General features: G+C 46.9%; 19 protein-coding genes. 7 read left to right on the forward strand and 12 right to left on the reverse strand.

From position 1 onward, the window contains the following. Nucleotides 1-84: 84 nt before the first annotated feature. Both J6I44_RS15115 and J6I44_RS15120 read right to left on the reverse strand, forming a co-directional pair. Entirely contained in the window at nt 85-3,135 is a 3,051-nt protein-coding gene (locus J6I44_RS15115; RefSeq protein WP_265766991.1) for an efflux RND transporter permease subunit, read from the reverse strand. A 285-nt stretch (nt 3,136-3,420) separates the two neighbouring features. Next, a complete protein-coding gene (locus tag J6I44_RS15120; protein ID WP_265766992.1) occupies nt 3,421-4,116 on the reverse strand; it encodes an inorganic pyrophosphatase in 696 nt (231 codons plus the stop codon). Between the two features lie 429 nt (nt 4,117-4,545). Between J6I44_RS15120 and J6I44_RS15125 the strand changes: the two genes are divergently transcribed. After that, a complete protein-coding gene (locus J6I44_RS15125) occupies nt 4,546-4,998 on the forward strand; it encodes a helix-turn-helix transcriptional regulator (RefSeq protein ID WP_265766993.1) in 453 nt (150 codons plus the stop codon). 266 nt (nt 4,999-5,264) lie between these two features. On the opposite strand, the gene recD is transcribed toward J6I44_RS15125, so the two are convergent. The 4 genes from recD to J6I44_RS15145 all read right to left on the reverse strand — a co-directional run bounded on the left by recD (nt 5,265) and on the right by J6I44_RS15145 (nt 14,520). Further along, nucleotides 5,265-7,121 (reverse strand): exodeoxyribonuclease V subunit alpha, encoded by a 1,857-nt coding sequence (recD, locus tag J6I44_RS15130; RefSeq protein ID WP_265766994.1) that lies wholly within the window; start codon nt 7,119-7,121, stop codon nt 5,265-5,267. Further along, nucleotides 7,114-10,725 carry an exodeoxyribonuclease V subunit beta gene (recB, locus tag J6I44_RS15135; protein WP_265766995.1) on the reverse strand — a complete coding sequence of 1,204 codons (3,612 nt, stop codon included), beginning with the start codon at nt 10,723-10,725 and terminating at the stop codon, nt 7,114-7,116. The genes recD and recB overlap by 8 nt, the downstream gene beginning before the upstream one ends. 1 nt (nt 10,726) lies before the next feature. Next, nucleotides 10,727-13,966: an exodeoxyribonuclease V subunit gamma gene (gene recC, locus J6I44_RS15140; RefSeq protein WP_265766996.1), complete on the reverse strand. Its 3,240-nt coding sequence runs from the start codon at nt 13,964-13,966 to the stop codon at nt 10,727-10,729. A 386-nt stretch (nt 13,967-14,352) separates the two neighbouring features. Beyond that, nucleotides 14,353-14,520, reverse strand: coding sequence for a hypothetical protein (locus J6I44_RS15145; protein ID WP_265766997.1), 168 nt, complete (start codon nt 14,518-14,520; stop codon nt 14,353-14,355). A gap of 520 nt (nt 14,521-15,040) precedes the next feature. Here J6I44_RS15145 and J6I44_RS15150 point away from each other — a divergent pair. Together J6I44_RS15150 and J6I44_RS15155 are read left to right on the forward strand one after the other, a co-directional pair. After that, nucleotides 15,041-15,328, forward strand: coding sequence for a hypothetical protein (locus J6I44_RS15150; RefSeq protein ID WP_265766998.1), 288 nt, complete (start codon nt 15,041-15,043; stop codon nt 15,326-15,328). A gap of 131 nt (nt 15,329-15,459) precedes the next feature. Beyond that, the gene (locus tag J6I44_RS15155; RefSeq protein WP_265766999.1) at nt 15,460-15,861 is read left to right on the forward strand and encodes a DUF1801 domain-containing protein; all 402 of its coding nucleotides are present in this window, start codon (nt 15,460-15,462) and stop codon (nt 15,859-15,861) included. A 202-nt stretch (nt 15,862-16,063) separates the two neighbouring features. On the opposite strand, the gene J6I44_RS15160 is transcribed toward J6I44_RS15155, so the two are convergent. Further along, nucleotides 16,064-16,585 (reverse strand): hypothetical protein, encoded by a 522-nt coding sequence (locus tag J6I44_RS15160; RefSeq protein ID WP_265767000.1) that lies wholly within the window; start codon nt 16,583-16,585, stop codon nt 16,064-16,066. A 569-nt stretch (nt 16,586-17,154) separates the two neighbouring features. Here J6I44_RS15160 and J6I44_RS15165 point away from each other — a divergent pair. From J6I44_RS15165 to J6I44_RS15175, 3 genes are all read left to right on the forward strand, one after another. Next, nucleotides 17,155-17,814 (forward strand): hypothetical protein, encoded by a 660-nt coding sequence (locus J6I44_RS15165; protein ID WP_265767001.1) that lies wholly within the window; start codon nt 17,155-17,157, stop codon nt 17,812-17,814. 256 nt (nt 17,815-18,070) lie between these two features. Next, the gene (locus J6I44_RS15170; protein ID WP_265767002.1) at nt 18,071-18,712 is read left to right on the forward strand and encodes a hypothetical protein; all 642 of its coding nucleotides are present in this window, start codon (nt 18,071-18,073) and stop codon (nt 18,710-18,712) included. Nucleotides 18,713-18,857: 145 nt separating this feature from the next. After that, nucleotides 18,858-19,589 carry a hypothetical protein gene (locus J6I44_RS15175; RefSeq protein WP_265767003.1) on the forward strand — a complete coding sequence of 244 codons (732 nt, stop codon included), beginning with the start codon at nt 18,858-18,860 and terminating at the stop codon, nt 19,587-19,589. A 312-nt stretch (nt 19,590-19,901) separates the two neighbouring features. Here J6I44_RS15175 and J6I44_RS15180 read toward each other — a convergent pair whose 3' ends face one another. Both J6I44_RS15180 and J6I44_RS15185 read right to left on the reverse strand, forming a co-directional pair. Beyond that, nucleotides 19,902-20,651: a DUF1499 domain-containing protein gene (locus J6I44_RS15180; protein WP_265767004.1), complete on the reverse strand. Its 750-nt coding sequence runs from the start codon at nt 20,649-20,651 to the stop codon at nt 19,902-19,904. Between the two features lie 197 nt (nt 20,652-20,848). Further along, the gene (locus J6I44_RS15185; RefSeq protein ID WP_265767005.1) at nt 20,849-21,763 is read right to left on the reverse strand and encodes a DMT family transporter; all 915 of its coding nucleotides are present in this window, start codon (nt 21,761-21,763) and stop codon (nt 20,849-20,851) included. Between the two features lie 179 nt (nt 21,764-21,942). Between J6I44_RS15185 and J6I44_RS15190 the strand changes: the two genes are divergently transcribed. After that, nucleotides 21,943-23,925 (forward strand): alpha-ketoacid dehydrogenase subunit alpha/beta, encoded by a 1,983-nt coding sequence (locus tag J6I44_RS15190; protein WP_434084236.1) that lies wholly within the window; start codon nt 21,943-21,945, stop codon nt 23,923-23,925. Between the two features lie 133 nt (nt 23,926-24,058). Here the strand turns inward: J6I44_RS15190 and J6I44_RS15195 are convergent, their stop codons facing one another. The 3 genes from J6I44_RS15195 to J6I44_RS15205 all read right to left on the reverse strand — a co-directional run bounded on the left by J6I44_RS15195 (nt 24,059) and on the right by J6I44_RS15205 (nt 26,062). After that, on the reverse strand, nt 24,059-24,781 hold the full coding sequence (locus J6I44_RS15195) for an SDR family NAD(P)-dependent oxidoreductase (RefSeq protein WP_265767007.1): 723 nt from the start codon (nt 24,779-24,781) through the stop codon (nt 24,059-24,061). Between the two features lie 84 nt (nt 24,782-24,865). Beyond that, nucleotides 24,866-25,522 (reverse strand): 7-carboxy-7-deazaguanine synthase QueE, encoded by a 657-nt coding sequence (locus tag J6I44_RS15200; protein ID WP_265767008.1) that lies wholly within the window; start codon nt 25,520-25,522, stop codon nt 24,866-24,868. A 189-nt stretch (nt 25,523-25,711) separates the two neighbouring features. Beyond that, nucleotides 25,712-26,062: a hypothetical protein gene (locus tag J6I44_RS15205; protein ID WP_265767009.1), complete on the reverse strand. Its 351-nt coding sequence runs from the start codon at nt 26,060-26,062 to the stop codon at nt 25,712-25,714. Between the last annotated feature and the right edge of the window lie 16 nt (nt 26,063-26,078).

The following is a 26,078-nucleotide window of genomic DNA, read 5'->3' on the forward strand; positions in this document are numbered from 1 at the left end:
AATTATGTACCTCAGGAAAGAATGTAATGTGATTCGTCCGACTGGAAAACCAGAATTCGGACGAATGTCTTCATTTACTCATTCCTAATTCTCTATTCTCCTCCCTTCTACCCACTGAAAAATAATGGGTGCCAGGTAGAGGGTCAGCAGCGTGCTGGTCACCATCCCGCCCATCAGTGCCAGGGCCAGTGACTGACGAAAGGCATAACCGTCGCCAAAGGGCAACAGCATGGGGATGAGTCCAAATATCGTGGTAAGACTGGTCATCACTACCGGACGAAACCGGTGCAACCCGGCCTGGGTTACTGCCCGGTGCAAGTCGCCCGTGTCGGCCAGATAGCGGCGCATGAAATCCACTTTTAAAATAGAGTCATTAACGGCAATACCGGTTAAAATGAGGATACCCATAAACGAAAGGGCATTCAGACTGATGCCGGTAATCCACAGAATGAGCACCGACCCTACCCAGGCGAAAGGCACCGCGGCCAAAATAATGAGCGGGTGCCGCAGGCTTTCGAACTGCACCGACAGGATAATATAAATAATGACCACGCTGATGAGCAGCAGTAATCCCATGTCCGACAGCAACGAAGCGATACTCAAGACCGATCCCCCGACCTTTACCTCCGTGCCGGTCTCGCGGGCGAAGCCAGTAAGTGCTTTCCGGATATCCGCTCCGTGCCACCACCAGTCGGTGAAGCTGATATCCGCCATATAACTCAGCACCGGGGTCTGGTTGACGCGCTCCAGCTGCTCCGGTTCGGAGGCCCGATCAATAGAAACGAGCTTTGTAAGTGGTATTTTTTGCCCTTTCAAATCCAGGGTAATGTCCTCGGGAGTAAAGATCTGCCGGTCATATCCAACGAGCCGGACGGGCACATTCTCATCCTGCCGGTTCCAGTCGGTGATCCAGCTGCCGCGGGTCAGCGACTCCAAATATTGAATTACTTCCTGTTCGCTGAGGCCCAGCTGTAGTAAGTTTTTGGCCTTAAACCGGAGCTGATACGTATCCAGCTCCTGCTCATACTGCTTGGTGAGGGCCATCTCCAGTCCTAACGATTGCAGGCTTTCCTGCAGGCGACCTGACAGCTGCTCGCTCTGTTGCCTGTTTTCATTAACCAGGCGAAAAAGAATGGGAGGCTCACTGGAAGACGGTAATACATTTAAAGCGTTTTCGGCAGCAAGAGGCTGAGCAGTCCACCCCGGCTGCTGCTCAAAATAATCCAGTATCTCTTCTCGCGCCCGGTCCGCCATGGCGTAGCCATCCACGGGGATACTCATTGTAAACTTGTTCATTCCCTCTTCCGACAGATTCGACAGGTTGGTCTGATCGGTATAGCCCCCCAGTATCCGGATGGGACGTCCCTCTTCTTTAACACTTTTTAGCTGTCCAAGAAGACTTCGGGCGGCCTGCTGCGTGGCGTGCAGCGAGGTATTACCGGGCAATCGTACCTGGTAACGCAGTTGTTGGGGCTTTGTCTCGGGCAGTACATTTTTATGAACCAACATAAATATATAGACAGCCCCGATTAGCAGTACCAACATGCTTCCCAAAAACAGCCCTTTGTGGCGGAGTGCCCATTGGAGGCTTCGTTCGTAGCGGTCGCGCATCCGGTCGAAAAAACGATTAAAGCCAAAGACGGACGATCCCTCCTCTCCCTTTTTCTGAAATTGGGTGACCAGTACGGGCAGGATCAACAGGGCTACCCCCAGCGAGACCAGCAGGCTAATAGAGAGCGTCCACGCCTGGTCCTGGAAAAAAGCACCTTCAAATCCACCCAAAAACACCAGCGGCAAGAAAACAGAAATAGTCGTTAAGGTGGAGGCCGTCACGGCCAGCGCAATCTCCCGCGTGCCCAAGTCAGCTGCTTCCAAAATAGAGGTCGACTCCGAACGGTGCCGGTTGATATTCTCCAGCACAATAATGGCGTTGTCTACGAGCAGGCCGATGCCGAGGGTCAGTCCGCTGAGCGAAACGATATTTAGCTGAATATCGGAGACAAACATCACAAAGAAGGTCAGGAAGATGCTCACCGGAATCGCCACCCCGATAGTGAAGGGCGTCCGCCAGTTATCCAAAAACAGGAAGAGCACAATAAAGGCCAGCACGGCGCCGTACAGCAGCGTCTGCAGCAGATTATTGATGGCATTGCGGATAAAGCTGGCATTTTCCTGGAGCACGGTGATGCCGATGTTGGGATTTTGTCCGCGTAGTTCCTCCAGCAACGGCTCCAGGGTATCATAGGCTTCGACAGTGTTGGCCCCGTACTCTTTTTTGACAAGGACGCTCAGCACTTCATGTTCATCCACCAGCGAAAAAGAGGTCGGATCCGATTCACCCAGCTGCACTTCGGCCACGTCGTTCAGCTTGAGCACGCGTCCCGTGCCCAGCGTTTTCAAAGGCACCGCCTCTACATCTTCAATCGACTGAATACGACTCTGGATCTTCAGCGAGTATCGGTACCAGCCGTCACGAAGCTCACCGGTGGCCGTAAACAGGTTGGCCTGCGACACAAGGTTCTCTACTTCGCTAAGCGACACGCCAAAACGGTTCAATGCCTTGGGACGATACCTAATTTGTACTTCCGGCTCGACGGCTCCAACCAGCACCGTCTGGGCGATGCCATCGGCCTGCTCTAAGCGCCGGGAAAGTACCTGCTCGGCCCATCGCTTAAGATCGAGACGGGTCCGGAAGTCGGGATTGCTCTCATCAAGACTGGTGATACCCAGTACGGCGATGGGTTCGTCGGAAGCGGTATTTTGCACCAGCTGGGGACGCTCGGCCTGCTCGGGCAAGGTAAAGCGAATTTGATCCAGCTTCTCACGGACATTCAGGAAGGACAAATCCATATTTTGTCCCCACTTAAAACGCAGGGATATAATACTCTGCCCCTGACGTGCAAAGCCGTGTACATCTTCCAGGCCTTTTACGGTACTTAATACGGCTTCCATCGGTTCGTTAATACGCTGCTCGATCTCCCGGGGGGCGGCCCCACTCCAGTCCGTACGCACCAGCAAAGCCGGTGAATCGACCTCCGGCAGCAGGCTCACCGAGAGCTCACCCAAGGCGATCGTCCCGAAGATGAGCGTCGCCAAAATAAGCATAAATGCTGTAATGGGCCGTTTTAGGAGCACCGTCTCTTAAAGGTTTATATCAAAATTATTAGAAATAGTGTAATGGTTATTTAGAATAGATACAAAAGAACATCTGAATTATTATCTAATAATAAAATGCTTGGGTGAAATAATGATCATAAAATAATAGTCGTTTCTTATTAGTTTACAACCTTGACATTTGAATAGGAACTCCCTTGGAACATTGGGTCAAATTAATTTAAACTGCTCTATCTGGTATAAAAAGAAAAGCATGACGAGGATTAGCCCGCCATGCTTTCAAAATATATCTAATAATTTGATAGGTTACTTAAGCCCGGTCTCAATCATTTTAAGGAGATCACGCTTGTCTCCATAGAAGCGATTGTTATAGTCCTCGGTACTTCGATTGATAACTTCGGCCGCCTCTTCCCTTCCGTAGATATGAGTAATCTCACATTCGCGTTTTTCATCACTAAAGGGCTTCTCCTTGTAGGTCAGGAAATAGTGCGACAGACGGTCAATCATATGGTTGGGTACCTCAGAAATATCACGCATATGTCCAAAAGTAGCATCACCGCTGAGCACTGCAATAATTTTATCATCGGCTTCTTCGCCATCAATCATGCGAAAGCCACCCACGGGTATGGCATCCAGAATCAGATTTCCGTGCGGGATATTCCGCTCGGTAATTACACAAATATCCAGGGGATCATCATCGCCTTTGATACCTGAACGCCCCGTTTTTTCCATGCAAAACTGGCCCACTTTCTTTGCACATAGCGTCTGCGGGACAAAGCCGTATGGCATGGGACAAATGTTGGAATAGCGCTGAGGGCGATCTACTTTCAAATAACCACTTTCTTTATCGAGCTCATATTTCATCGTATCCCCGGGTACGATTTCAACATATACTTTTACTTTCTCCGGTGCATCTTCACCGATATTAATGCCATGCCAGGGATGGGGCTTTGAGAATAGTTTTGTGGTCTTTAGAAAACGACGTATCTGATTTCTTTTCATGCTAAAGGTTATCAATAAAAAAATTACCAGTTAGGGCGGCTAAGATACGAATTTTTTAAGGCTTAATGAACTAAAAAGATAGGCTGAAAAATAAATGGAGCCGATATAGATTTTGGCTGTCTGCTGTTCTATTGAGTACAGCCATGCTGTTTTGTACAATTGATAAGAAACCGTACTATCCCGACCACAGTGAGAACCTACAGAAAGCAACTCGGGCAGGATTTAAGGCCCTGCCCTCAGAGCGTTATTAAGTCGAATTAGGGAGATGGTTTGGCTTCACTGTGTAACTCTATGACGTCAGACAGTACTTTATGATTAGTGTTTTATATTACTACTTATTGATGCTTGTATCATTTTAAGTTACTTTAATTAAACAATTAACATTATTATAAGTAATTTCAATTACTACAAAATAAATAATTAAAAACTATGAACGATCAAAAACTAAGTAAATATTTCAAGATCGGGGACAACATCCAGAGAGCAATAGACCATAGAGGCGAAACTCAAAAATGGTTAGCCGACAAAATGACCAAGAAGGCACATAAGGAAGGCTATCCAAACAAGTCATTTGATCGACAGCACATTAATAGATGGTGCAGAAATAGAAATGTTCCATCAACTACAAACATGAGCTGGATAGCTGATATATTAGACTGCACAGTAGAAGAAATCATTACTGGAAATTTCGAGTGGGACCCAAGCCATTCACTAATATCAGACCTAAAAGAAGATCCAATTGTAAATCAAGAAATAGAAGGGATACTAAATACTGTGGTCAATGTTTGCGAAGAGGGAGAGCTTGGAGAGGCCAAAACCAAAAGGTATCGATCACTTGTTGAGGACAAGATTGACTCAATTATTAATTACATTTCAAGCTGACTTCAACCAATACTTCAACCACTAAAATTATTATAAATGAACAATCACCCAAAATCACCGTTTAAAATACAGAAACCCGGCTTTCAACCGGGTATCTGTTGTACGTTGGCTTTTCGGGGTACAAATCAATGGTCATTTATAGAATAAATAACCAGGGATCAGTATGTTCACTAATAGATACTGACCTTTGGAGATTATGTTCCCGATATTTTCTGTGCTCCTGAAATGATTATATCATGAGGAAAGAAATGAAAAGAATCGCATAACTACTTGTGCCACAATCGGTCTGCCAGACCTGAGGCACGCCGAAGATTTTTGCTGATGCCCTCTTTCAGCACTTTTCGGGAAGCCCAAATCGATACTTGTGTGCGAGCACGTGTGACGGCCGTATATATAAGCTCCCGACTCACAATTCCGGAGGTCTCAGCAGGCAGAACAAACAGAATGTGATCAAACTCTGATCCCTGGCTTTTATGAACCGTCAATGCATAGGCCCGGTTGTGATCGGGCAGGCGACCTGGAGCAATAGCCCGAATGGAGCCATTTTGCTGGAAATAAACCCTGAGCTCTCCTTCCGCATTGGGATAACAGATGCCGGTATCCCCATTAAATAAACCTAACGCATAATCATTGACATTGATGATGATAGGTTTACCCGGATACCAGTGGGCATATTTGGGAATACGTCCCTTTTGCTGAAGAACCTTCTCAACATATTGATTGATATACCGGATGCCCCACGGCCCTTTGCGGTGGGCCGCCAGAATACGAAAGCCGGCGAGCCTATCAAAGGCTTCTTGGGGAGAGTTGCAATGCTGAAGCTGCTGAAAGTAACGTTCGGTCTTCTCTTTCAGTATTTTTTGAAAAGCCTCGATACCTTCATCATCAATTAATGATATATCACTAAAATTTTGGCTGACAACATGTTGTAATGATGAATCAACATCGCCGGCATTCACTGATTCAGACAGGCGGGCGATGCCGCTGGACTCGTCAAAGCGGTAGCTTTTGGTGAGTAAGGTAACATGATCGGTAAGCATTTTCGGGTCAGCTTCCACTTTATCATCAGGCAGACTAACCCCCACATTACCTAACCATTGAGCGGATGCAGTGGAAAATCTATTGCTTGCTTCCATACAGATATCTCCCAGCACTGAGCCCGCTTCTACCGAAGCCAGCTGATCTTTGTCGCCCAGCAGAATAAGCTTGGTGCCTTTAAGCAATGCCTCCATCAGCCTGCTCATCAGTCTTTGGTCGACCATCGATACTTCATCCACAATGACTACATCGTAGGGCAGTGGATTTTCTTTGTTATGCTTAAAGCGAGCGGTGTGTCGCCGGGCTCCCAAAAGCTGGTGAAGGGTCACGGCTTCATCGGGAATGGCCGTTTGGATGGACTCTGGAACGGGCAGATTCTCTTGGGCTGTACGAATTGATTCTTGTAATCTTGCCGCGGCTTTCCCCGTGGGTGCCGTTAAGGCTATGGAAGGAAGCTCCTCACGCAAGGTGCCCTGCTCTATCAGCAGTGCTAATATACGGACCACCGTTGAGGTTTTCCCCGTTCCGGGTCCACCGGATATCACCATAAGGTTTTGCTGCACCGCCAGTGCTGCCGCTACTTTTTGCCAGTTAATCTCGTCGGACTCTGCCTCCGGAAAAAGCCGACTCAATCCTTCTTTTAGCGCAGGGATATCGATATGCTCTGTTGAAGACTCACACCGCTGCAACAATGATTCCGCCAGTTCTTTTTCGTGGTACCATAACTTATGCAGGTACAACCGATTTTGATCATCCAGGATAAGCGGCTTAAAGGACCCTTCCGATCCAATGAAAGAGCTTTTTTGGAGTATGGAGAGCCACTCATCCAGGGCTGGAGCGACTATATCCAGAGCAAGGTCGGGCGCTGCTTCAAATCCATCGAAAAGCGGATGGCCGGCATACTCATCCAGCTGCAGGCATACATCCCCCTGGCGATAGAGGTGACTTACCAGGCAGGCGGCTTTCAGTACGTCATCAGAAACATCAGGATGCTGTTCGGCCAAAAAGCGACAGAGTTCCAGGTCAATTTCTTCGATAATGTCCTGCTTATGCAGTTGATTAAAAGCTTCTAGTATCTTATTCATGCTCCCCTCCTGCTAAAATGTACTGGTCTAATGCTTCAATAAGCTCTTCATCCGGGCGATCAAAAAAGATGCCCTCTGTTCCTTCTTCATTCATGCCGCGCAGAAAAAGGTAAAAGGCCCCGCCAAGATGGGTTTCATAGTCATAGTCCGACAATTTCTGTTTCAGGAAGCGGTGCAACGCGATGGTATAAATGTGATACTGCAAATCATAGGAAGCTTCCTTCATTTCCTCCTCCAGAGCGGACTCCTTATAATCCTCATAGGCATCACCAAGATAATTGGTCTTGTAGTCCAGAATATAGTATTTGCCCTTATACTGGAAGGTGAGGTCAATAAATCCTTTGAGAAAGCCCGCGGCTGCCTGCCCTTGTTGCCAGCCTACCTCTTGATCCGGACGAATGATCTCCAGTAATTCGGAAGTTTCAATATGACCGGTTTGGTAATAGAATTCCAGCTCCTGCACCTGGGCATGCTCCGGGATGGCGGCAAGCTTTATCCCTTCTTGTTCGTTAAGGAGTGGCTTGCCAACGGAGGTCGCCAGCATCTTCTTAACGATGGGCATCCACTCAACATCGATGCCATAGGTTAATAGGTTTTGGCGTATGATTTCGTCGGAAGCATCCAGGTCTTGAAAATCGATATCCTCAAAAATTTTGTGGATACAGGTACCCGGCTGTGGACCTTTGGGAAAGGAGAACATCGTACTTTCCTGACCATGCTCCTCTTCATCGGCATTTACTCCTTCATAGATCGATAAAAACTGGTCATAATCCGGGATGTCAGGATCGTGATCATCCATAACGCTGGTGAGGGCTGAAAAGCTCGAAATTCTGTAGCTGGGTTTTAAAGTACCTTTTCGATTAAACCGTCGCGTCTTCAGGCGCGGTTCGTCAAGAACTTCACCAAAGCTTAGTTGCTGGTCGGTCTCGCCCTGTTTTATTTCATCGCTAAATAACGAGGGATATGATTCACAAAGCTTTTGAATAGTCTGTTCAGCGGCTTGTGGCCCCAGGGGTTCGTATTTTTCGGATATTGTCTGCTGCAGGCTGTCTGTGGAAGCTTTGCCTCCATACAGCAGGTATCCAAGGGGTGAAAATTCGGACTTCTTTGCATAGCACCACCCCAGGTAACAGCGGTGCTCGGCCCGCGTGATAGCCACATAGGCCAATCGCATACTCTCGGCCAGCTCTTCGCGGCGGCTAAGCCATCGCTTGCGGCTGCGCTCTGAATCGTTCTTGCCCTGTAAATCCATATAGGCCTGGCCATTTTCATGGAACGTCAACGGTTGACCACTGTCGGCAATTCGTGGACCATACCACAGGAATGGGCAAAACACCACCGGGTATTCGAGTCCCTTACTGCGATGCATGGTCACAATCTTTACCAGTCCTTCGTCGCTTTCCAGTCGCAGCTGTTCTTCATCCTGGTCCCCCTGTTCTTCTTGTCGCTTGCGGGCCAGCCATTTCAACAAACCGCGGCCTCCTCCCTCCAGCCGCTGATCCTCTTGCTGTAACAACTCCCCGAGGTGCAGCAGGTTCGTCAACCGGCGTTCGCCGTTGGCATAGCGCATGACGTTAGTTGCAATCCCTGCCGTCTTCATGATTGAACCGAACATTGCTGCAAAGCCTTCCTCATTCCACTGCCGGTGCCAGTGAGAAAAACGATCCAAAAGGTCAAGCCATTGCTGCTCGTCTTCTTCAATCTGTAGCAATTCGGAGGCCTGGCACCCCATCAATGGAGTGGCCAGTGCAGCCATAACCGCAGACTCATTGGAGGGTTCAACCACTGCTTTCAGTAAGATCGACAAGTGGTCAGCCTCCTCACTTTTAAACACACTCTGTTGGCTGTATTGCACGCTTTTAATGTCTCGCTGCCGGAGAGCTTGTTTAATGATATCGCCCTGGTTATGGCTACGGACCAGCACGGCAATATCTTTGGCTTCCAGTGGATCCTCCCCAATGCAAACTTCCTTCTTCTTGGCTCCCTCTAACAGACGGTAAATTTCATCCGCCGTCTGTTTAGCGGCTCGTTCTGCCGCCTCACTTTTCGACCACTGCTGCTTATCATCAGAGCCCCATTTTCGAAACTGTATAGGCGCTTGTTGTTTACCATATTCTGTTAGCTGATCATACTCATCCGCCTCTTTTCCAGCCCGGACTGGCTCAAAGTGAATCTGATCGATAACAAAGGGATCTTCATGCTCCCCAAAAAACACGTTGATGCCCTCAATAAGCCCGGGAACCGACCGGAAGTTACGACCAAGGTTGTAGGTTTTCTCTTTTACAGCATCTTTCTTGGCTTCGAGATAAGAAAAGACATCGGCCCCGCGGAAACTGTAGATCGATTGTTTGGGATCCCCAATCATAAAAAGAGCTGAGGAGTCATCCTCTGGTCCACTATAAATCTTTTGGAAAATGCGGTACTGACTGGGATCAGTATCCTGGAATTCATCTACCATGGCGATCGGGTAGCTCTGCCGCAGATGTTGGGCTAACCGGTTGCCTCTGTCACCCTCGCACAGGGCCTTTTCGAGCTGCACCAGCAGGTCATTGTATGAAAGTACTTCCAACTCTTCTTTCTTCTGTGGGAGCTTGTCCTGAACGTAGTCTATTAACCGAAGCAGAAAGCTCGTCGGATAATCGGCCAGCAATACCGCAAGCCGTTGATATTGGTCAGCCACCTGGAAAAAGCGGTGCTGCGGCGGCTGAACGCCCTTCTTTTCTGCTTTCTTTTTTAGGCTGTTATTAATGCGAGATTGCGTAAAGCGATCAAATTGGTCAAATATTTTGATCGAGGGAATTTCGGAACTCAACAGCTCGTCCATCTTACTCATCCAGCCCGACAACCAGTCAGATCGGTAGTTACTCATCTCCTCTCTGCTTAACATTTCCAGGATCTTCTGCCGATCAGATTGCCATTCCTCCTGCAACACAGAATATGCCTCTGTTAGTTTTTCCAGCGTTTCATTTTGGTTAGCATTTGCGGACTCTTCAGGAAGCACTTTTAGATAAGGATTTCCAACCAGCTGTTGCAAGGTTGCGGCTAAGGATTCCGGTGTTGTGCCCCGATCAATCATCAGCTGTAGCAGCGGCTGTTTATATGGATGGTCTGACATCTCGGCCACCCAGTTGCGCCAGTAATCATCGATGACTTCCAGCAGTAACTCCGCATCGTCGCCGATCATCTCCATACCGTAAAGTGCCCGGCTTTCAAAGGCTTGGTCCTGCAGCACCTGCTGACAAAAGCCGTGGATGGTAAAAATAGCCGCTTCATCAAAAGTTCGCCGGGCCTGTTCAAGGCGTTGAACGGCCAGGGGCACATCCTCCACATGCTCGCATAGTTCCTTTAGAAACTGATCTTCTTGCTCTTTATCACTTAGGAGGGCCTCGATAGATTCATGAAGCCGGCTCAGTAAACGATCTTTGAGCTCCTTTGTGGCGGCTTTGGTAAAAGTCACCACCAGAATCTCGCTGACGCTCAACCCACCTTCAATGAGTGCTCTCACATAGATAGAAGCAATGTTATAAGTTTTGCCCGTACCTGCACTGGCTTCCACCAGGTTGATGCCCGACAACGATATGTCAAATGGTTTGAGTGGCTGCATCTTACCCCCGCTCCTTTTCAACATGTTCAAAGAATGGTGCCCAAAATTTGACCGCTTGCTTCTGGAATTCGGGTTCCTGAAGTGGCTGATCAGACCCTACAGCCAGCCGTATGTACCCATCATCACCTTCACCGGGATAGCCGTTGTAGCTCGGCTCCCACGCCCGGATCGCATTCTTCATAGCTTCAGCCTCTTCCTTCTTTTTCTGACAAAGCTGTTCCGCAAAGGCAAAGGCCGATTCCGGAAACAAATAACTCATCGATTGCTGGCCCTGCCAATATCCTTGTAACAACCGCTCAAGTAAAGAGACTGAATCTTCCACCGGAGAAAGCTCATATTCTACAAATGTCTTATATCGATCCTTCGCATAAAAAAGGCTATAATTTGGATAGGTGTCATCGCTAACTGTTTGCAATACAACGTGTTTTACCCAAAAACTAATGAGATCTTTAGCTCTTGGACTTCCAAAGCGGTAACTCAGTCTACATGGAGTATAGAGGTTCGACAGGTGCCCGACAATGTGGAAACCTCCAACCGATAGGTTAACTTCCAAGTCATCCAAAGGTTCTTCTTCGACGGCTCTGGAAATTGCTGTCGCAAAGTTTTGAACTTCTGTTATTTTTTTATCATAAGCCTGTTCACCCACCCAGCCTTCCGGAAGCTGGTCTCTGGACCGTAACACCTCGTGATATGATTCCAGTGGTTTCTTTTTGATATAGCGATCCAGCAACACCTGCCCTACCTGGTAGTTGTCCAATCCTTGCAACGCAAAAGGCTCCCGATCCTCGGTGATCACTTCTTCCGTTCGTAGATAAATACCCAATCGGTTTCGCATCACATATTGAATCGGATGCTGATAAAACGAGATTAGCTGGTTAAGAGAAAGTTGCTTTTTCTCCTCATCCGGCGGGGGAAGCCTTTCCTGTATAAAGGATGGTGGTGCCTCAGCTGAAGAAAGCATCTGCTGGCTGATTTTTCTCTGTAGTTTCGAATAGGAAAAGTAGCCCTCATCCTTAAAATAGCGGGAGCTAAACGCCTGCAGCGGATGTCGTGTAATCAACGAGTCCGTTGTTAAACCGTGATGTGTCTCCAGGTAGTCGAGGAATTCGGACAGTACGACCGACGGCGGGAAATCAGTATCATCACGGTTGCTTTGTCCTACATAACTAAAGTAGATATGGCTGCCGGCCGAAAGCAGGTTTTCAAGGAAGAGATAGCGATCCTCCTGGGCATTTATCGGGTCTCCCGGACGCTGCTCTTCGGACATCAGATCGAACGCCACAGGCTTCTTAGGACGCGGGAAGGCATCATCATTCATCCCAATGACGCCAATGACTTGAAAAGGAATACTCCGCATGGGCATTAGTGAACTGAAGGTTATCCCCTGCCCGATACGTCCCCCGCCCGTATGCTGTTCCTCCAGCTGGTTTTGAAACCAAGATCGTATAAGCCGATACGGTACCGTTCGGCCATAGCCCGAAACCTCTCCCTGCTCTTTAAGGGTATCAATGCGCTGTCTGATCTGGGCAACTTCACTGAATACTTCTTGGTTGTCAGGAAAAAAGGTCGATACCATGCTAGCTATACAGTTGGCCCAACCATCGATTGACTTGGACTGCTGGACCTCCTCATAGAGCTCAAAAAGGGACTGTAGGAAATACGCCAACTTGCCGGCAAGCACGGCATCATCGGAAGATGCAACCTCTTCATAGGGATAAATACTTTCAAACAACTGATCTTCTGTAGCTTCCATCGTGTAGCCCAATATCATGCGCCGGAGTCCCGCTTTCCAGCTAAAATTTGAGGTAGCCGGAAGACCTAACTTCTCCTTAAACGGTCCATCAATGCCCCACCGGATGCGATTTTCTTCCACCCATTGTTCAATTTGAGTTATTTCCTCTTCACGGATTTCAAAAGCAGAGCGGATTGGAGAGGTATCCAGTAAATCCAACAGTTCAGTCACTTTAAACCGACTTTCCAGCAGGGCCAGCAGACCCAGAAAAGCCTCGGTAACGGGGCGGCTTGCCCCTACTCCACGATCAGAGATATGAAACGGAATCTCCAGTTGACCCTCTTCCTGTGATCCAAATACGGCCCGTATCATAGGAGCATAGGTTTCAATGTCCGGCGTCATGATGAGCACATCATCCGGATGGCAATTGGGGTTTTCATCCAGAATCGACAGCAGCTGATCGTAGAGGATTTCCACTTCCCGCATCGGGCTGTGGCAAGAGTGCACGCGAATCGATCCATCTTCAGATAATCCTGTTTCCAGCCTGGAGGAAGATTGGTTTTTCTTCAGCGATTCTTGGACCTGTAGAAAAGTGGAAAAAGTGGATTGCCCATCTTTATTTCGGGCGTCAACAGATGTATAATTTGGTTCAACTCCATATCGTTTAACACTCTGCTGCAATAGGTTAGATAAATCAGACCCGACTTTTCCAAAGGACTGAAGCAGCGGATGGTAAAAGTCCGCGGCGTCAGTAACCAACCGGTCTGTGGTAAGTTGATAAAACGAAACATCAATAAGAGCAGATACCTGGACCAACGTCTGAACGAGGGCTGGCGGCATCCCGGAAACCCCAAACACACTGAGGCGGGCCGGCAGGGCTTCTCCATCTAATACACCTTCTTCGATTGCGTCAAAAAGCTCTTGCTGTAAGAGCGCGCGGTGCGGGGCATATTCGTCAGGCCAATCGACTTTCCAGTTGTCCTGCAGTTTTCGCCAGATTTCTGATTGCCAGCGCTCGGCCTCATTATCCTCAAAATAGGTTTTGCCTTGCTCCCACTTCAACAGTAAATCGGGACGGTAGACCAGGTACTGATCAAAGACGTCGGCAATTTTGTTGCTCAGCTTCCACTTACGCACCTCCTGTCGGCCGGGATCAGTATCCTCCATATAGAACCGAAGGGGGGCAAAGATGGGTTCATCAGCATACTCCTCCAGCAGCTGCATCAGGCTCCAGGCCATGGGTCCCCGGTCGGACGGCAACGTTTGCGGTAGATCAGGATGCAGTAAGCGCACCAGCTTCCACATACGCTCAGCGGGAAATTCAAAAACCATATTGGCTGCAACGCCCTCCGCACGAGCCCGATGCATGGTCAACCACTGTCCCATGCCATGATTTTGTACGATAAGCACTTCTTCGGCAAGTGGATTTCCCCCGGAAGCGTCTCGGCATTCTTTTAGCAGCTGGTCCGCCAGCGCTTGTTGATCCGTAGCATGAAAAATCGTGAGCATTGAGGTGTGTGCTAAAAAATTAAATCCAATTCCGGCAAACGTCTCGTATTGAATGATTGAAGCTTAGGTACGAATAAAAATGAAATCCAATTAAATAACAAGAGAACATGCAAAAAGTACTTGCATTGTTCGTTGTTCTTTTTGCAGAGCTCACCGGGATGACTTTTGAAAAAAGTCAGAATAGTCCAGTAGTTACTCTACTACTATCAATGTTCCTTTTACCACTTTTGTGTCGACAAAAGTGGAACAGAAGGTTCTAATTTATTGAATCTAAGTTCCTTTTGCCGTGTCCCGTCCATACGGGGGCGTGATCCTTCCGAAGGGTCGGAACCAGCAGAGCTAGGGCTTGTAAAAGATCTAGGGCCCACTACGCCGAAGTAGCATAGCTACGTAGGCTGTACTGGAAATTTCTTGGCGGCGCTCATGGCCTCCGTGCTGTATAAATTCAATGGTCCTTCTACTCCTTCAACCTCAAGTTGAGATCGAACCGGTATGAATTTATACGGTTCCACTTCGCCCCATTCGCTTTCCTCCGCCAACAAATTCAAGGCCAAGGGTATTCCAGTTCAAGAAACAGCCCTTCTATTCAACGATGATACCTCTTCCTCATGCCGGCGGTTAGGTTTCTTGGATGTCGAAAGGAGTCTCTCCATCCGGCCTTATAAATTCTGCTGGAAAAAGTAACCGTAGCCGAAGCGTAATAAATCATTTCCTGTCTGAAAGTTGCTGTTTTTGAGCAACTTGAGTTAAATGATTTTAGCGCAGGCGAAGGGAACGGCAGCAGGAATTTATTCAGCCGGCGACGTTTTTGGGTTCCGTTTTTGTGTCGTTTCAAAAATGGAACAAGTAATATATGTCTTTACTACCTTTTGCATCAAGGTAAAAGGTGCAAGCACAATAGATTCAGACAGTTTTTGTGTCGACATTCCGAAGGATCGGAACCAGACAAGCTGGAAGGGGCAAAACGACCGATTGTTCCTTGCATCCCTCCCACAAATTGCTAACTTATTGCGTCGGGGTTACCTAAACAACGCCACCACTTAAAATATTACATAAGCATAAAGTACTCTATTTATGGATAATCAAGAGGTTTACAGACAATCTGGTGATCAGCAACAGCATGTTATATCCGTCGGGGAATGGGTGCTCTACTTGTTTCTCTTCTCACTTCCTCTTATCAACATCATTATGCTCTGCATTTGGGCCTTCGGCAATGAGCCCAATCCTACTAAGTCTAATTTTGGCAAGGCCGGCCTCATCTGGATTGCCATCGGCATCGTCATCTACCTCATCCTTATGTTTACGGTCTTTAGCTTCTTTTCAACGGCCTTCAACGAGATGAACCAGATGCAGACGATGTAGAAAGAATTATCTCTAAAATCAAGACTCAACGGCGACCTTATGTAAAGGAATATGATCCTAAAAGAGATAACTTTCTCCGCGCTGGTTATGCGCAAGCATCATCAGGTAGTTATAATATTTAGAGGGTGTTTATGGAAGATAAAGTCAAACAAAAGTTTAGTTCATATCCGGATAAGATCAAGCCGAAAATGGAGATCCTTCGCGATTTGATTTATGAGGTGGCTAAGAATACAGAAGGCGTTGGCAAGCTGGAAGAAACATTAAAATGGGGCGAACCAGCATATTTACCCTCACAAACAAAAAGTGGAACAACGGTCAGAATTGACTGGAAACCTAAGAGTCCAGATCAAATTGGGATGTATGTAAGTTGCAATACTACCTTGATTAGCACCTTTAGAACCATGTTTGGTGATGACCTAAATTTCGAAGGAAACAGAGCCATAGTATTTCCAGTTGACAAACCAATACCTAAGAAGCAGCTCATGATTTGCATACAGATGGCGCTACGATATCACCTTGATAAAAAGACGTGAGCAAGTACCTCCTCATCTACGCCAGATCATTTGTGGTGCAGTCACCATACTCAATACACTTTTTTAACTCCCCTCCCCTTGGCCAGCGCTCCTTTTCCGGTATCCGTACTGCCTAAAACAGTACTGCTCACAAATAAAAAAGGCCAGGCAAAACTGCCTGGCCCGAATCGTTAATTTTCCGTACTCAGAACAAAATAATTCCTTAAGCTCTGGAAAGTTTCTTAATACGGTTACCGGAATGATCAAAAAACAATCGCTGCTTCATGCCATCTCGTTCTAAATCTACTTCATATTCCGTTCGCTGTGCATCGAAGTTACGAACAACGGTTTTATTATGGACCATTGTCCAATCCTTATAATCATCTGCTGCCAGGTAGTTCCTGATGGTTAATGGAACAGGCGCATCTTTTGAGGTAATGATTCCCTTAATCAGACTTCCATCTTCTCTATAAGTGGCAAAAAGTTTAAATTTTTTGCCCGTATTTTTTAGCGTAAAAGTTTTCGCTCCAGCAGATCCGGGGGCTAACCCGGTGTATCTGATATTCGAATATTTTTTTAAGCCACTAATATTCAAAAAGTTTGGATAGTCGTTCTCTCCAATCATTGTCAAAACAGTTGTCTTTTCTACTACTACTTCTTCCGGACATCTACAATCCTGTGCTTTAAGGGAAAGAGCCATCAAAAAAAGGACGCTTAGACTTACAATTATTTTCGTTGTTTTCATGGTTTACCTTGAGTCCTTAAACTCATTTTATGTTAGAATAAGAAGAAAGTGGTCTCATACAGTAATTTTTTTGGATCTAACTTCTGGGAGAGGCTTTCTTCTTATCTTGTATAAAGATACCCTCATTACCAATAGTAACCTATTGTTTTTATTAACTTAAATGGAATAGTCTTCGTCAAACCTACTACCCTTTGATCCTGATATTATTACTCTTCATCCCAAAAAAGAAAATATTAATCACACACTCTTCTCCGGTTTTTGTTCCGCATTGTGCGTGCTCCCGTTAAGAATCTACGTCGTATATCTCAGGATTCCTTCCTTAACCGTCCTGCTCCCTTGCCTCTGATCGGCACAAACAGTATCCTGTTATTGGATTGCATTGCCATATGATGCCGGCAAACGTTCGCGCGCATGCGCAGATCTGTAATACACGGAATAAGGATAAACAAGAAAAGAGAACAGATAACATAAATGGGGATTGTAGCCTTTTCTTTTGAGATATTCAGAATTATCAGTGCCAAAATGAGAGAGGGCATATATTTATCCACAAATAAATAAAGAGGACGATTATGAATTCACAAACCATCATTTCACTAACCACAATTGCTTTATTATGGATGTTTGGTGCGATTACCGCTTGCGCCCAGGAAGATACTTCAGAAAACGACATGAGTTTTTTCATCACCAGTGAAGGGCCCGGCAACGGGGCTGATCTCGGAGGACTTGAGGGAGCCGACGGCCACTGCCAGATGCTGGCCGAAGAAGCAGGCGCCGGGGAGAGTACCTGGCGCGCTTACCTGAGCACAAACGCAAATAAAACAGTGCATGCGCGCGATCGCATCGGGGCGGGCCCCTGGTACAATGCTAAGGGCGTCATGATAGCCGAAGATATCGAGCAGCTGCATGGAGATAACAATCTGAATAAAGAAACGGCCCTTACTGAAAATGGAGAACAGGTCAACGGACGCGGTGACAATCCAAATATGCACGATATTTTGACTGGCTCGCAGCTGGACGGCACTGCTTTTTCGGGTGATGAGGACACAACCTGCAGAGACTGGACCAGCAGCGGAGAAGGCAGTGCCCAGGTAGGCCATCACGACCGCGAAGGCGGCGGGGAAAACCCAACTTCCTGGAATTCTGCCCACGGCTCCCGTGGCTGTAGTCAGCAGGATCTCCAAGGCACCGGCGGCAATGGCCTCTACTACTGCTTTGCTATCGGCGAATAACGGTGAGTAAGTAACAAACATTTTGCCCTCCCCTCCTTTCAATCAAAATCTTTTACCCCGGACGAGCCGGTCCGGGGTCGTTGTTCAAGGCATTTCTCCAGCACTTTTTCGGCATTATCTGTACCTTACACTGGCACATAAAGCTGCCCCCCTTTCTAAATATGCTTACTATTTGTCACCTCTTTTAAGAATACCATAGTTATCATTAAAGATTAAAGTGTATAGTATTGTTAATCAGCTTTTAAGAAAAAATACTATGAAATATTACCTGTTTGTGGGTCTACTGATTATTGGATCGACTGCATACGGCCAAAATATGCCCTCCGGAGAAATGCAGAATAATAAGTTTCAATTAGGCTTCTTTTATTCAACAGATCAAAATCTGAGTGGTGATCAGGTTAAAATAGATGAATATATGGGCTATGAAACAGAATATGATCAATATAATTTTTTGGCAGGATTAACTACCACCTACTCTTGGCGTACCCAATGGGCTCTTCGTTCCGGCTTAACCTATGCTGACCGATCCTTTACGGGAACCTTTTATTGCCACGTCTGCGACTTCATCACATCCCCACAGCCGCAAAGCTTTGATCTCGCATTTGTGCAAGTTCCCATCGCGATAAGATATTATCCCTACCGTAAAAGAGTGAGCCTGTTTGGAGAGCTGGGCATCCTCAACCAGCTGATGGTTAAGGAACCAGTGATTTCCAGATTAGAAGCAAATACTTATTCCCTAAGCAGCCTCATAGCAGCAGGTATAGCGTACAATATAAGTCAACAGTTTTCAGCACAACTTTCCGTTCAATACAGCAATGGGTGGTCAAAATTGTTTAAAGAGACAGATTATTCTTACCAGATTTTAGGAATTGAATTGAGTTTGCTCAAACATTTTTGAGTGTTATAGACTAGGTTACGTCCTTCTTAGCCAAGCAAACTGTTTACGCTCTACTCCATCCCCACAGAGCCCAAAATTGCTTTTAAGCAGTATGATGGTTAAAATATTTTTACAAATAGATATAGGGATTAAAAATACAACCGTTATGAAAAAACTTACCTTCTCCTTCCTTGGGTTATTCCTCCTGTGTATTACCGTACAAGCTCAAGATAAGGGACAAAAGAAAACTAAAGACAAGCAACCTGTCATCATTAACAACGAGGCCGTCCAAGATGTTATCCAGTCTAAAAAGACGTTAAAGGTCAACACTCAAAAAAAGGTGGCTCTTTTTGACAATGTGCAAACAATCGATAATGACGATACCAACTTGATGATCAAAAAAAACCTGGCGAAGGATATTCAATTATCAAATTCCAAAGCAGTTGATCTCGTTACCCTGCCAGAGGTAAACATTCAGCCTGCTTCCGTCAATGGTTCACTGACGCCACGCAATAACTACCTAAACAGGATAGCCTACTTGGAATTCATTAATGTGGGTGTGCTGGACCCTGAGAACAATACGGCTCAATGTAACTGTGGTGGCACCAGTGGCCTTACTTATGTAAATGTGCTGTTTAGAGGAGAAGCCGATCAACGATATATGGTCACTATGGATGTGTCGCCATTTGATGATAGCGAGACACCTGGCATCAGCCTGTTTGTCGAGAATAGCGGGCAAGTCTATAATTTTACTATTTCCCAGCCTAATGATGAAATTGATGTGATCATTAGGCCCGATGAAACCGGAATGATTAAATTGTGGTCCCAATGTGCACGCCCTAATGACAATCCAATGAATTGGGTGTTTAACGAAGCAACCATCCAAAAGATTGATTAGGGGCTTATGATTCTGGCTTGGCACAATACTCCTGCCAAGACTTTAAGCTTAAAGTAAGTAGTGCCTGTTCCGTTTTTAAATAATGTTATTGGTTTGTCACTCCAAGTGTTGCGAGGAGTCTCAAGTAATCGATAGGTTTATACCACTCATCCGATGCGGATTGTTACCTTGCTATGAAATACCCCCTCTTTGCTCCTTCCCTCCAAGCAGGGAAGGGAGGTATTATTGGTCAAGATGATCAGTGTCATTATGCAGCAGCGTCCTGCAGAAACTGTTTCTGAACATGCTTCCAAATCACTAATTTCGTCTCTTTTACATTCCCTCAAGCACTTCCAGGTACTCCCGGATGCGGTGGGCATTCACCCCTATGTCACCACGACCAATACGAGAAACGGAACGGACATCTATAGCTGTTTGACCTGAAGCCTGGCTTGTATCCACGCGAATGACAATGTCATCCTTAAAACCAAACCACGGCACTTCATCCGTGGCTTCAATGCGTCCGGTGGCTTTGTCCGCTGCAACCATTTCTTCCCAGCCCATCGTCTGGGCAGCTTTGAGAGCTCGATCAAAGGCTTCCGGATAGTCCGTATCCAGGTAAACTGTTTCGATATCAGGATAAGCTTCTCGCTGCAGATTGGCCTTTTCCTGATCCCCATAAGTCGTATCATTCGGTGCATCGGCTCGCAGTGGTACCACAGCCTCAAAGGTCGGTGGATTCTGGATATCGGTTGAAATATCGTGGATGGGCGGGTATTGCTGGGCCTGTAGAAACCAGTAGCCGATCGTCCCAATGACCGCAAGACCTAATATCGTGCCGGTCCAGGCCCACCCCTGACCCTTTTGTTCGGGCTGTTTACGTCTGGAGAATCCAAAGGTGACCCCAAGACCTGTTGCCAAAAGCCCCAGTATCAGGCTGCCCGGTAACAGCCAGGTAAAGGCCGTGCCTAAGCCCCACCATCCCCACTGGTAGCCGTAGCCCGCCCCCAGAAGCATTAGTGCGGCGATGATACCAACGATAATCCCAAAAATTGCTAACAGTGACGTTCTTCTATTTTCCATGAATTACTTTGTTTTTAAAATATTAGCAGATGGCTTTGCAAAACCCGTACTTCTTGTCATTCTGGACCCCGACGGCAGTCGGGACAGGCTTTGTTTCAGAATATCAAATTATCTTGTGAGTATTTAAACGTAGATCCTGAACTAAATTCAGGATGACAAGTTTAGTTTTATAATGCCCTCTAACAGTCTTTTTGCCCCTACCCTGGAGACCGGATGTCCGCTTGCTTTCTTTTCAACTGGATTAATACAACGGCACTCAGGACCAGGATCATTCCAATGAGCTGAAACACGGTCAACACTTCCTTAAAGACCAGGACGCCAATGAGGGTAGCCACTACCGGCTCAATAGTAGCCGTTATAGAAGCACGGCTGCTTTCAATTTGAGCAAGTCCCATGGTATAGAGCAGATATGCCAGGGCTGTCGGTAAGAGTCCGAGTCCTGCGATCAGCATCCAGGTATGGGCGGACTGCAGCTGGCTGGCTTCGATCGTTGGCCCACTAAACGGCAACATGAAAGCCGAAGCAAAGACAAAAGTGTACGTTATTACGGTAAGAGCATGGTATTTTTTCAACGCATGCTTGCCAAAGATACTGTATAGGGCGTAGCCGAAACCAGAGCCTAATCCCACAAATAATCCAAAGAGAGAGATTTGCTGTTCCCCTGCCGGTACAATTTTGATGACCAACCCACAGCCGATGAGCGTCAACAGTAAGGCCCCCATTTTGCGCCGGGTCATGGGTTCTCCAAAGAAGATCCAGGACAGAATAGTTACAAAGGCTGGCCCTGTATAAAGCAGGATGACCGCTACTGAAAGTGATACCTCCTCTATGGCCGTAAAATAGCACCAATTGAAGAACACAATGCTAAAGATGCCCGCCCCGATAAAACTAAAGGCATCCTTGAACTCAATCTCAAGCAGCTTTGGATTCTTAAACCCGAGGTAGCCTACCAGTAGCACCGCAGCACTGACCACACGCAAGGTCACAATCTGCAGGGCCGAAAATCCTGCGCCCGTTAATCCATCTACAAACAGACCGATGATCCCCCACAGGGCTGCCCCTGTGAGTACATAAAAATATGGAAGACGATGATGGGATAACTTTCTATCCACTTAAGATTAAATTCGTAAATTAAAACCAGTTTTAGTTTCCTAAAGCCCCTAAAATAGGCTTTTTCAAGCAGAAACAAATTCGTTGCAACTGTATATCGTCCAGCCTATTTTCAGTCTTGCTTTTCATCAACAACTGTACCATGTTTGGCTTAAGTAATTATAGCATTCGGTCTACCTCCATGATTCAGCCACACCAAAACTATACCCGGCAACAAGCTATTGACCTGTATAAGCACTTGCTCCTGCCCCGCCGCATTGAAGAGCGAATGTTGAAGCTGCTGAGACAGAATAAAATCAGCAAGTGGTTTTCGGGTATCGGCCAGGAAGCCATCTCCGTGGGTGTCACAGAAGCACTGCATAAGCAGGATTATCTGCTTCCGATGCACCGCAACCTGGGACTTTTTACGACGCGTGGTGTGGACCTTTACAAACTGTTTTGCCAATGGCTGGGTAAGGCCGATGGTTTTACGGGCGGTCGTGATCGTTCTTTTCACTTTGGGGTGCCAGAGAAACGCATTGTAGGCATGATCTCGCATTTAGCCGCAACGATACCAGTAGCCGATGGACTGGCCCTGGCCTCACAGCTGCGGAATGAAGGATTTGTTGCCTGCAGCTTTTGTGGTGATGGTGCAACAAGTGAGGGCGAATTCCATGAGGCCTTGAATTTGGCCGCTGTTTGGAAACTTCCGGTCATCTTTATCATCGAGAATAATGGCTATGGGCTCTCAACGCCCACCAACGAGCAATATGCCTGTAATGATTTGGTTGATCGTGCCTTAGGCTACGGCTTAGGGGGCATGAAAGTGGACGGCAACAATATTTTCGAGGTTATGGATGCCATCCGCAAAGCCAGGAAGAGCGCCCTGAATGGAACCCCTACTCTTATTGAAGCAAAGACCTTCCGCATGCGGGGCCATGAAGAAGCCTCCGGAACCTTCTATGTGCCTGATGAAAAGTTCGAAGAATGGAAGAAAAAAGACCCTATCGACCGATTTAGTCAGTGGCTTCAGGCCGAGCAGGGTATCACAGAAAAAGAGTTAGAATCTATAAAGGAAGAAGTTGATTCCTCTTTTTTACCACAGCTTGATCGTGCGTTGGAGGCAGAGGACCCCAAATTTGATCTCAATGCCGAAAAACAGCGGCTATTTAGCCCCGTAATATTTCGCAATACAGCCGAGCCCACCTCCTCAACCTCCGAAAAACGCTTTGTTGATGCCATTCAGTTCAGCCTGCAACAGGCCTTTGAAGAAGATGACGACTTTCTAATCATGGGCCAGGATATTGCCGAATATGGCGGAGTCTTTAAAGTAACCGAAGGCTTTGTAGATCAGTTTGGCAAAGACCGAATTCGCAACACGCCCATCATTGAGGCCGGTGCGTTGGGCTGTGCCGTAGGACTTGCCCTCGAAGGACTAAAACCAATCGTTGAAATGCAGTTTGCTGACTTCATCTCATGCGGCTACAACCAGATTATTAACAATATTTCCAAGGCCCAGTACCGCTGGATGCCGCCGTTGAATATTACTGTTCGGGCTCCTCATGGTGCGGGCGTTGGAGCCGGTCCGTTCCACTCACAGTCCCCCGAAGGATGGTTTATGCAGCATCCCGGCTTAAAGATTGTTGTACCGGCTACGGTTAAGGATGCCCAGAACCTCCTTTACAGCTCGCTCCATGATCCCAATCCGGTGCTTTTCTTTGAGCATAAGAAATTGTATCGAAGTATCCGGGAAATGACGCCGGACCAATGTGTGCCTGAACCGTTGGGACAGGCCAAGGTGAGGCGAGAAGGCCACGATGCCACTATTGTGACCTACGGCATGGGTCTACATTGGGCTCAGGACATCGCCAGTGCCTATGCAGAAAAAGGATTTGAGCTTGAGGTGGTAGATCTTCGTTGTCTTGCACCCCTGGATTTTGAAACCGTTCAACAGTCCGTTGTTAAAACCAATAAGGTACTGCTTCTTCAGGAACCTTCTGCTACACTTGGACCGATGAGTGAGCTTTCTTCGCTTATCATGGAACAGTGTTTCGAGCATCTGGATGCCCCCGTCCTCCGTTGCTCTTCCCACGACATGCCCATCCCCTACAATCCAGAACTGGAAAAAGAATACCTGGCGGATGCCCGACTACAGGAGACGTTAGATAAACTGCTGGCTTATTAGCTTAAAAGCGGTCTTCTCATCCGAATTCTGGAGTTGAAGTCGAATGAGTGTAAGGTGCCCTTGATCTATTCACCGGACGACAACCCCAGTCGCCCGATGAGAGATCATAATCCCATTTTACAAGCTGTGGACTCTACATCGGGGGTACGCGGCCGTGCTTCGGTTTCACGATCATTTCTTCTACAACCGTGCGTGGAGAAAGTGAGGTAATGCTCAGGATGAGCCGCGCCACATCATCAGGATCGATCAGTAAAGAGCGGTCCATGGAGGATCCGTCCCACGAAGAAGACTCCGTCTGCCCCAGGTTAAGAGCCGTGACTGCCACTTCCGTATCCATCAGCTCCTTCCGAAGCGAACGGGTGTAGCCAAGCAGGGCATGTTTCGAGGCGGAATAGGCGCCGCTGTCTTTTCGCCCTTCTAAAGCACTCACTGAACAAATATTGATGATATAAGAATGCGGCTGCTGTTTTAAATCATCCAAAAAACGATTAGTCGTATTTACGGCAGACATAAGATTGGCCTGTATCTGCTGGCTAAACTCCACTGTGCTGGTTTCTTGCAGTTTCTTTAGTAGAAATGAACCGGCATTATTGATAATAATTTTAGAAGTCGGAAAGTCCTCAGGAAGCCTAGTACTACGAACCTTCTCGGCATTTGAAGTATCACAAGGTAATACTTCTATCTTATTGTTCCCCTTGCTATTACATAGCCTCCTTGTCTCTTCAAGATCATCTTTAGTTCTGGCTATAAGCAGCAAAGCATAATCGGTATGTTCTGCAAAAGCAAGCGCTATACGGCGACCGATCCCGCGACTTGCTCCGGTTATTACAACAGAATGATTACGTTCAGGTAGCATGAAATAATATGTTAGACAAAATATATTTGAGATCCTGAAACAAGTTCAGGATGACAAGAGAGTAGGTTTTCAGAATATATATCACTACCGAACTCCCATAAACTTGTGTGTTTGCAGGCTGATGCCCCACTCCGGATGTTCTTTCACATACTCAATGATCAGTTCAACAGCTCCCTCTTTTTCCCACTCCGGTTGCAGTAACAATTGTGTTTTATCGGGACATTTGGCCGCATTCTTTTCAGCGTATTCTAAATCTTTAGTAGTTAATACCACTACTTTCAACTCATCTACATGCGGAAATGCTTCATCCAGCGGTTCTTTAAAGCGCTTAGGTGAAAGAGTTACCCAATCCAGATGCCCGGACAATGGCGAGGAACCGCTTGTTTCAATATGCGTCTTTAAGCCGGCTTCCTTTAGCCGATGAGTCAACGGATCAAGATTGTGCAGCAGTGGCTCGCCTCCCGTAATAACGGCAAACTCTGCCCCACTGGCCTGGGCTCTTTGTACGATATCACCCACTTTATGAGATGGATGCGCCTCTTCGTCCCAGCTTTCCTGTACATCACACCACCAGCAATTAACATCACAGCCGGCAGTACGGATAAAGTAAGCCGGACGTCCGGTATGAGCGCCCTCACCCTGGATGGTATAGAAATCTTCCACCAACGGGTAAGTTACGTCATCAAAATTATCCGGTGCGGAAGCATTTTTCAGATTGGATTTTTCTACTACGTTAAACATACATCTATTCTTTGTCCTCGATGAGCAACTAAAAATAGCCATTTTTTGGCATAATTAGAACTCCTTCGTCAAATAGTGTATATAACCGAAGAAATACTGTTGCACATACCCATCTTACCCCCTGTATTGTTGTACAAGAGAAAGTAATCCTTTCCTACGATAAATCGCTGGCGGCAAATACCTGAGGACTCACCGTAACCGAGCCCCTTGTGTGATCTGCCTGCAAACGGACCGAGCCCCCGGATACCCCGCGTATCTCCACTGCATTCGGGAAAGCACTCTCACTTGAAAGCTCTGGTTTGATCCACCAGCATCTGAATAATAAAGCATACTGGATCCGCCAATGGCAATGCCAAGCAGATCTTGTATTATCCAGCCGGACTGAAAGTACCGGGGTGTTTCTACAACATAGTATTGGCTGTTATACTCAACCACCATGGCATAGACGCCCCCTCCCATACAGCGATCTTTAACCTTATACTCCTGGGCCAGTAAGGTAGTAGGAAGAAAAAGTATCAATATGACAACTGCCCATTTCATAACCCCATTCCTTTTT

Origin of the sequence: Fodinibius salsisoli (assembly GCF_026229185.1) — a bacterium.
GTDB lineage: Bacteria > Bacteroidota > Rhodothermia > Balneolales > Balneolaceae > Fodinibius > Fodinibius salsisoli.